Source organism: Bacillus sp. JJ864 (assembly GCF_036963045.1).
Taxonomy (GTDB): Bacteria; Bacillota; Bacilli; order Bacillales; family Bacillaceae_G; genus Bacillus_A; species Bacillus_A pseudomycoides_C.
This window is the reverse complement of record NZ_JBALLY010000255.1, coordinates 1676-10286: the sequence shown is the minus strand read 5'-3', so window position 1 is coordinate 10286 and position 8611 is coordinate 1676. Positions and strand designations below refer to the sequence as shown.

Below are 8611 nucleotides of genomic sequence, written 5' to 3'. Positions count from 1 at the left end.
CTTAGCTGGGCACGCTAAAAACAAAAAGCACACCACTTTCGCTAAGTGATGCGCTCTTAAAAATATATGAGAAGAAGTTGGTTATCCTTTTTGATAATATTCTTCCATAATTTGCGGTGGAACCATTCCGCCGCCTGTTCCCCACATAATATGCGTTGCTTGTTTCATTTTTTCTTGCAAGTGATTTTCTTGAATATATTGCTGTTGCTTGAACAATTGAACTGGTCCGTATACACTTGCCAATGCGGACGGCTCTAATTTTATACCTTCTGTATCAACAAAAGCCTTCAATAGTCTATATAATTCTTGATCACTCACTGTGTAACATCCACTTAATAATGGTTCAATTACTTTCCCTACAAATCCTGATGCTCTTCCTACAGCAAGACCATCAGCTTCCGTCACATTATCAATCCCAAAGTCTTGGACAGAAATTTCATCGTGAAGACCTGTCAGTAAACCAATTAACATACAAGGAGAATGAGTTGGTTCCGCAAAGAAGCAATGTACATGATCACCAAACAATAATTTTAAACCGAACGCTACGCCGCCAGGTCCGCCGCCAACACCACATGGTAAATAAACAAATAGCGGATGATTAGCATCAACAATAACGTTTTGATCTTGTAGTTGCTTTTGTAAGCGAGAAGCTGCCACAGCGTATCCAAGGAAAAGGTTTTTTGAATTCTCATCATCAACGAAATAACACATAGGATCTGCTTCTGCTTGTCTTCTTCCTTCTTCTACTGCCTTACTATAGTCCGCTGCATATTCAATAACAGTAACATTTTTACTGCGTAGTAAATCCTTTTTCCACTGCTTTGCATCAGCGGACATATGAACCGTCACATTAAATCCGAGTTTAGCACTCATAATGCCAATACTTAGACCTAAATTCCCCGTTGAACCTACTGCGATTGAATATTGCGAAAAGAACGTACGAAATGCATCACTATCTAAAACAGAATAATCATCTTGTATATTTAATAACCCCTGTTCCAAAGCTAAATCTTCTGCATGTTTCAGAACTTCATAAATACCGCCTCTTGCTTTAATAGATCCTGATATCGGAAGTTGGCTATCACATTTTAGTAATACATTACCTGCGATATGCTGACCATACTCTTGTTCTAAATGTTGTTTCATAGAAGGAGTTGCGACTAAAGGAGACTCAATGATTCCATTTGAAATTTTTGTCTCAGGAAAAGCTTTCGCAATATACGGCGCAAAACGTTTTAATCTTTCCTCCGCATCCTTTACATCATCTTTCGTAAGTGGTGCTTTTTGAATTCCTATTTCGAACTCTTCTTTATTCGGATTCACCCAAAATACTTCCTCTGTCAAAACAAGTTGATTTAATAAAGGATGTTTTTCTTTTAACGTTTGTATAGCTTTACTGTTATACATCTTCATTCGGCTAATCTCCCTTCTTCATTCCTATCATGTTATCATTTCAAAATTTAAATTTATTTATTATAATTAAAACAAATTTAACACACAAACGAAAAGAATTAAATACAAATTAATAAATTTTAATTTTATTTAATCTCAACTAATAGAAGGAGAATTATCATGAATGATATAAATGTCGGAGAAAAAATAGCAGAATACCGAAAAGCACAAGGATTAAGTAGTCGAGAACTGGCAACACTCGTCAATATCACTCCTTCAATGTTAAGTCAAATTGAAAAGGGATCCGCAAACCCTTCTCTGCAAACTCTTAAATTAATAGCTGCAGCATTAAATATTCCTATGTTTAATTTCTTCTTGGAAGATACGAATGCTCAAAGCTTAGTTGTAAGAGCTGACCAACGAAAAAAAATTACCTTTCCTGAAAGTGAAAGCTTATCATACGAGTTACTATCTCCCGATTTAAGTGGAGCTCTCGAGCTTGCTCTTATGACTTTATTGCCGCAATCCGCTTCTTCCGAAAAACCGTTGGAACATAAAGGGGAGGAAATTGCATTTGTTTTAGAAGGAACTGTTACCCTATATTTAAATCAAGAAACATTAACCTTACATAAAGGCGATAGTGTAAAAATTCCATCTTACATGAAACATAAATGGGAAAATCCATATAAAAAGAAAGCAGTAGTAATTTTTGCAATTACTCCTCCTACTTTTTAAGACTAGTAAATAAGCCAGCATTTCGAGGGATTCCTCCTAAAAATGCTGGCTTAACTACCATGATACAAAAATACAATGAACTTTCTCTAAATCAGTTTTATTTCTTTTACATCGACTATATCCGCAAACCAACCTAATACTTTGTTATGATGATGAATGATATCCTCGGCACGTAATTGTTCTGAATCAAACGTACTATGCGCTCCTTGAATCAACGTTACCTTATACCCTTCACTAAACGCACGGCGAACAGTTGTATCTACGCAATATTCTGTTTGCAATCCACAAATAAAAAGATGTTCAATTCCTTTTTCTTGCAAAACTTCACGAAGATTCGTTTCATAAAAAGAATCCGGTGTTTCTTTTTCCACAATAATCTCATTTGGCATCGGAGCAATTTTAGAATGAATGTGCCAACCGACTGTTCCTTTTTCTAACGGATGCCCTTTAGATCCATTATGCTGGACATAAATAACAGGAATATCATGCGCACGACATTTTTGAATGACTTCCTGTAAATTCTGCAATAATTCAGAGCCATTATGTACAGGTATACCCGCTGTATACATTCCTTCTTGGACATCAATTACTATAAGTGCTTGTTTCATTAACAAACTCTCCCTCCGTTTTTATATTCCATCATCCAACAATCTTCCAATACGCCTTCATGCAATTCATGTTCTTTCAATACTTTCACTTTTTGAAACCCGCACTTCTCATAACAACGAATTGCTCTTTCATTATTTACTCTTGGATCCATCGCGATTGCAAATGCTCCTAATTCATTCTTAATATATGTAATTGCAGCTTGTACAAGTTCTGTACCAATTCCCCGGTTCCAATATGATGTTTCTCCGATAAATTGATCCATTCCCCACACATTTTCTCTCTCATCATATCCATATAACATTTTCCACTCTGCATCTAAAGGATACATTTGTATATAGCCAATAGGTTCGTTTTTGTATTCAATAATACACCTTTTCTCTCCCGAACTACTTATATAGCGCTCTCGAACTTGCTGTGGTGATTGTGGTTTGTCTCGTCCTTCATAAAATCTTAAAACTTCAGGATTTGATAGCCAGTTTGATAAAGTTTGTACATCATCTCCTGTTACGTATCGAATAGATAGATTTCCTTTTTGAAATATCATATAGTTTCCCCCTCTTGCAACATTACTATATTCGATTTTTAATGAAATAACCCCTTCCTTTGAAAGGAAAGGGTATGAAGAATCACCTTATTTCAACATTGAAAATAATATTTTTTCAAGTTCTTCTTTTGGTAAAATACTAGCATTAATGTAAATTTGATACGCACTTCTCCCATCTTTTTCTGGAACTACGATTTTCATTCCTTTTACTTTTCCTCTTTGATGCTCACCAAGGGTTACATTATATCCCTCAAGAGTATAAGTTGATATTTTATCAAATTTTGGTTCTCTTTGAGTAAATTGATCAAAAGGTTTGTTCATATAAAAAGTACCCTTTTGATTAAAAATTTCTGATTGCTGTATCGTAAATCCTTCCTCTGCATTCGATTTCCCAGAACCTGCATTACTATTTTTAAATTCCCGTTTAATAATTGGTTTTGGCTTACCAGTTGTAATTTCAGTTAATACACTTTCTTCTTCTAATTTATAATCATTAGGAATATAAGTAGGAGATTGAACTGGGAAATTAACGACTTTTTTCACTTCTTCAATCGTATAATTAAATTTTTCTTGTATTTTAGCCCAATACTTATTTAATTTTTCAATTCTCTCTGTCGTCTGTTTTTCATCGTCTGGATTAATCCATTCGCTTGCTGTTCTTCTCTCTCCATCTTCAACAATACTAATCTTTTTCAAATGCTCATAGTCCTCTTTTAATAGCACGATAAACTCCTCGAATTCTTCTTTTGTAAGAACTTGCTTTGCCACTTCTATACTTTCATTAAATTTCGAATACCATTCACTATTCATACCTATATCCTTCTGCGCTTCTTCCGGTGTACCAACTATCTTACTAACCAACGTAGGTCCTGCTAATGTTCCTGTAGGTACGAGGATTGCAGCTGCCACCAATCCTGCTAACAACTTTTTTTTCATAGAACTTTTCTCCTTCCCTTTTTCTTGACGATACATTTCAAAAGATGCTTCAACTCTTTTTTGCAAATTGCTAGACGGTTGCATCATTTCCGCTGTTTTTTGAAACTCATCTCGTAATCGCTTTTCAAAATCCATTTACTTCGCCTCCTTGCTCAATCGGTAAATTTTCCATCTCTGTTCGTAAACGCTTCAATGCTGTATGTAATCGAGATTTCACTGTACCAACCGGTGTTGCGAGAAGCGTTCCAATTTCATCTAAGCTATATTCATGGAAATAACGCATAACGACTACTTCGCGATGTTTATATGATAACTTTTGCACAAGTTCCATTAATTCACTACGTGTTTCCATATGAAAAAAATCTTCATCAATAACATAAACTTGTTCTTGCGTGTATATCTTCTTTTTTTCAAAGATACGAAACCTTCTCCACGTCCTTCTTCTCCAATCCTGTACTTGCTTAACAATTAGACCATGCAACCAAAACCGAAAAGACCGGTTTATATCATAGTTATGTAACGATTTCCACATTTGGATATACACTTCATTTACAATATCCTCCACATCTTGCTTATCATGAATCAAAAACGCTACTGTTCGATATACATCTTTACATGTGAATTCATAAATAATTTGAAAAGCGTCTTGATTTCCAGCAGCCATTTGCTGCAACCATTCTTGTAATTCTACTTCACTCACACTGGGACTCCTTTCTATTACCTGTAAAAGTCTTCACTCTATATTCGCTTGATGTTCAAAAAAAGTTCATTTTATTTCACAAAAAAAGAACAACCAATATTAGGATGTTCTTCATTAAGAAAATATTTATCATTATTAATAATTTTTTCTTTATTAATATTCCATTAAAAATTATACTTGTAAATATTATCCTTTGTAAATACAACCCGTTCTGGTAAGATGATAATCCCATTTCCTTCCGCTTCATAAGCGTATCCTTGAATTGCATTTGGTTCTACTTTTACTTTTCCAACACTCGCAATGCTGTCGCTCACTTTTAACTTTTTGCCCTTCTCCCCATTTCATTTGCTACATAAGTTACAAGTACACCTTGTTGTTTTACATCCCACAAACCGAATGGTTGAACTGGTCCGCGTTTTACGTAATCACGCATAACATTAGGTGTTGAAAATCCAGTAACAGTAACTTTCTTATCCATTTTCAAATTACTAGCAACTTGTGCATTGCTGGTAATGCAGTTGCCTCAGTACAAATCACTGCATTAATGTCTTGGATACGTTTTTAAAATACTTTCACCTATCTTTAATAGAAAACATTTTTTCAAACTCTATTTTTTCTCTCCCAGTTTTATAGCACTGTATATCCTTTTCTTCATATCTTTTTCTCAAGTAAATTCCAACTGCTAACGGTATAAATAAAAATTTATATACATATGTTGAAGAGATGGAAAGCATGACACAACTGAACCTTGAAGAAAACTTGTTAACGAAAACTGCTTACTATTATTGCAAAGAACAACTTACCCAGCAAAAAATTTCCTCCTTACTACATATATCTAGAAATAAGGTTGTCCGTTTACTAGAGAAGGCGCGGACTGAAGGAGCGTGGAATATAATGGCTGCTCTATTAGCTTATGATGCTGGAACTGGTAGTATCCGAGCTGTCTTATTTGATTTGCAAGGGAATCAACTTGCTGTTAGTCAACGAGAATGGGTTCACATAGAAAACTCACCATACCCAGGTTCCATGGATTTTGACGTAAAAGAAAACTGGAAGCTTATTCAAGACTGTACAAAAGATGTACTACAAACAAGCGGTGTTTCCCCCTCTTCTATTCAAGGAATTAGCGCAACAAGTATGCGTGAAGGATTTGTTTTATATGACAAGGATGGTACTGAAATTTGGGCGTGTGCAAATGTTGATAACCGTGCGGCAGCTGAGGTTACACAACTTAAGCAAATACACCCTCGCCTTGAACAAGATGTATATACAGTATCCGGGCAAACGTTCGCTCTAGGTGCGTTACCAAGGTTGCAGTGGATTGCAAAACACCAACCAGAGATTTATGAGAAAGTACATTCTATTACCATGTTAAATGATTGGATTTTATATAAACTGTGCGGCGTATTACAAGTTGACCCTTCCAATGGATGTACAACGGGAATTTTCAATCTACAAAACAGAAACTGGGCTCCAGAATTAACAGCCCAATGTAAACTCCCATCTATACCCTCACCACAAATTAATGAAGCCGGAACAGTTATTGGAAACGTAACAAAACAATGCGCAGCAGAAACTGGATTATTCGAAGGAACACCTGTTGTAACTGGAGGCGGAGATGCGCAAATGGCTTCTCTCGGTTCTGGAGTTGTTAAGAGCGGGCAAACTTTCATTTGCGGCGGAAGTTTTTGGCAACAAGAAGTAAACGTAAGCAATCCTGTACTAGATCCAAATGCTCGCATTCGTGTAAATTGTCACGTTCTTCCCACTCTTTGGCAATACGAAACAATTACCTTTTTTCCCGGTCTTGTTATGCGCTGGTTTCGGGATGCTTTCTGTCAAGAAGAAAAACAACGAGCAAATGAACTAGGTATCGATGCTTACGAATTATTAGAGGAACAAGCTAAACATGTACCAGCTGGATCACACGGTATCATTCCGATTTTTTCTAATGTCATGAACTATATTTCTTGGCGTCATGCATCTCCCTCTTTTATAAATTTAAGCCTAAATCCTGAAAAGTGCGGGAAGAAAGAAATGTTTCGAGCGATTGAAGAAAATGCAGCTTTCGTGACATATGGGAATTTAAAGTTAATTGAAGAACTAACAGGACAGTTCCCGAAAGAAGTAGTTTTTGCCGGAGGGGCGTCAAAGGGAAAATTATGGTGTCAAATTGTCGCCGATGTATTAGGCGTTCCTGTAAAAGTACCTGTAGTCAAAGAAGCAGCCGCTTTAGGAACAGCAATTGTGGCGGGGAGTGGTACCGGCATTTACCATTCAATGGAATCTACTTCTGAACAATTTGTAAAATGGGAAGCAACCTTTATACCAAACAATGAAAATCATAAACAATATCAAACTTTACACAAAAATTGGAAGACTGTATATAAACAGCAACTTCAATTATCTGATCAAGGCTATACTTCTCATATGTGGATTGCACCTGGCGCTCTGTAAATTGTTACAAAAAGGAGTGATAAGTTTGTTAAAAGTAAATGAAGAAGATTTCTCCTATCGCTTCGGTGATAACGGACCAAAATATTTAGTAAAGGGGCCTAATATTGATATAGGTGTAGTTGTCATTAAACCAGGCCAAGATTTTCAAAATCATTATCATACAACTTGCGAAGAAATTTTCTACGCATTAGAAGGTGAGATAGATTTCTATATTAATCACGTAAAGGTTCATATTAAACAAGGCGACGTCTTACAAGTTTATCCTCATGAATCTCACTATCTCATCAATCGCTCTTCTCAAAATTTTAAAGCGCTCTTTATTAAATCACCTCATTTACAAGAAAAAGATACTGTACAAACAGAAAATCCAAACTTTAATTAAGGAGTGATACCCTATGACTTGGGGATTTCAAAATCGCTTACATACTATTTTGCCTGGTGGAAAAGCAGTTATGTTAGCAATTGATCATGGTTACTTTTTAGGACCAATTCATGGATTGGAACAGCCTCATGAAACAGTAAAAAACCTACTCCAATACACAGACTCCCTTTTTTTAACGAGAGGTGTTCTTAATTCTTGTATACCAGAAGATTGTAAAACCCCTATGGTTCTTCGTGTATCAGGTGGGGCCACTGTAGTTGGAAAAGATCTTGCGAACGAAACAATCGTTACCCCAATAAAAGAAGCTTTGCGTCATAACGTAGCTGGAGTTGGCGTATCTGTCTTTATTGGATCTGAATATGAAACACAAACTGTAACGAATCTTGCCAATGTAGTATCTGAAGCACACGATTACGGTTTACCTGTTCTTGGAATTACTGCGGTAGCAAAAGAACTTCAAAAACGAGAAGCACGTTTTTTGGCGTTAGCTTCACGTGTTTGTGTTGAAATGGGTGCTGATATCATTAAAACGTATTACTGTGAAGGTTTTGAAAAAATCACAAGTACATGTCCGGTGCCAGTTGTTATTGCAGGGGGGCCAAAGTTAGACACAATTGAAGCAGTGCTTACAATTACATACAATGCACTGCAAGAAGGTGCATTCGGTGTCGATATGGGGCGGAATATTTGGCAATCCGAACATCCGGTTGCGATGATTCAATCGATTCATGGTATCGTAAAAAATAGATTAAATGTAAAAGAAGCTCTAGAATTATATAATACCATTGTAAATTAAATATTCGGACAGTATTTATGTTCACGATATAAGAACAAGTAATATATTTTATCCAAATTA

At 35.9% G+C, this 8611-nt stretch carries 9 protein-coding genes and 1 pseudogene; 4 read left to right on the top strand and 6 right to left on the bottom strand.

Features of this window, described 5'->3' with window-relative positions:
* Positions 1–81 precede the first annotated feature (81 nt).
* Positions 82–1413, bottom strand: coding sequence for a D-serine ammonia-lyase (locus tag V7024_RS24185; RefSeq protein WP_335524619.1), 1332 nt, complete (start codon positions 1411–1413; stop codon positions 82–84).
* Between the two features lie 159 nt (positions 1414–1572).
* On the opposite strand from V7024_RS24185, the gene V7024_RS24180 reads away from it, so the two are divergent.
* A complete protein-coding gene (locus V7024_RS24180; RefSeq protein WP_098919171.1) occupies positions 1573–2127 on the top strand; it encodes a helix-turn-helix domain-containing protein in 555 nt (184 codons plus the stop codon).
* A gap of 86 nt (positions 2128–2213) precedes the next feature.
* Here the strand turns inward: V7024_RS24180 and V7024_RS24175 are convergent, their stop codons facing one another.
* From V7024_RS24175 to V7024_RS24155, 5 genes and pseudogenes are all read right to left on the bottom strand, one after another.
* Complete coding sequence (locus V7024_RS24175) at positions 2214–2735, bottom strand: cysteine hydrolase family protein (RefSeq protein ID WP_098919172.1); 522 nt, start codon at positions 2733–2735, stop codon at positions 2214–2216.
* A complete protein-coding gene (locus tag V7024_RS24170; RefSeq protein ID WP_335524618.1) occupies positions 2735–3280 on the bottom strand; it encodes a GNAT family N-acetyltransferase in 546 nt (181 codons plus the stop codon). Before V7024_RS24170 ends, V7024_RS24175 begins: the two co-directional genes overlap by 1 nt.
* Before the next feature lie 87 nt (positions 3281–3367).
* Positions 3368–4351: a hypothetical protein gene (locus tag V7024_RS24165; protein ID WP_335524616.1), complete on the bottom strand. Its 984-nt coding sequence runs from the start codon at positions 4349–4351 to the stop codon at positions 3368–3370.
* Positions 4341–4916 carry a sigma-70 family RNA polymerase sigma factor gene (locus tag V7024_RS24160; protein ID WP_335524614.1) on the bottom strand — a complete coding sequence of 192 codons (576 nt, stop codon included), beginning with the start codon at positions 4914–4916 and terminating at the stop codon, positions 4341–4343. Before V7024_RS24160 ends, V7024_RS24165 begins: the two co-directional genes overlap by 11 nt.
* A 164-nt stretch (positions 4917–5080) precedes the next feature.
* Positions 5081–5502, bottom strand: a pseudogene (locus tag V7024_RS24155) (substrate-binding domain-containing protein); the annotation flags it as partial.
* Positions 5503–5810: 308 nt separating this feature from the next.
* Between V7024_RS24155 and lsrK the strand changes: the two are divergent.
* From lsrK to lsrF, 3 genes are read left to right on the top strand one after another with little or no spacing between them, the layout of a single operon-like run.
* Positions 5811–7373 carry an autoinducer-2 kinase gene (lsrK, locus tag V7024_RS24150; RefSeq protein ID WP_335524620.1) on the top strand — a complete coding sequence of 521 codons (1563 nt, stop codon included), beginning with the start codon at positions 5811–5813 and terminating at the stop codon, positions 7371–7373.
* 25 nt (positions 7374–7398) lie between these two features.
* Positions 7399–7755 carry a cupin domain-containing protein gene (locus V7024_RS24145; RefSeq protein WP_335524612.1) on the top strand — a complete coding sequence of 119 codons (357 nt, stop codon included), beginning with the start codon at positions 7399–7401 and terminating at the stop codon, positions 7753–7755.
* A 13-nt stretch (positions 7756–7768) separates the two neighbouring features.
* Positions 7769–8551 carry a 3-hydroxy-5-phosphonooxypentane-2,4-dione thiolase gene (gene lsrF, locus V7024_RS24140; protein WP_335524610.1) on the top strand — a complete coding sequence of 261 codons (783 nt, stop codon included), beginning with the start codon at positions 7769–7771 and terminating at the stop codon, positions 8549–8551.
* The last annotated feature ends 60 nt before the right edge of the window (positions 8552–8611 follow it).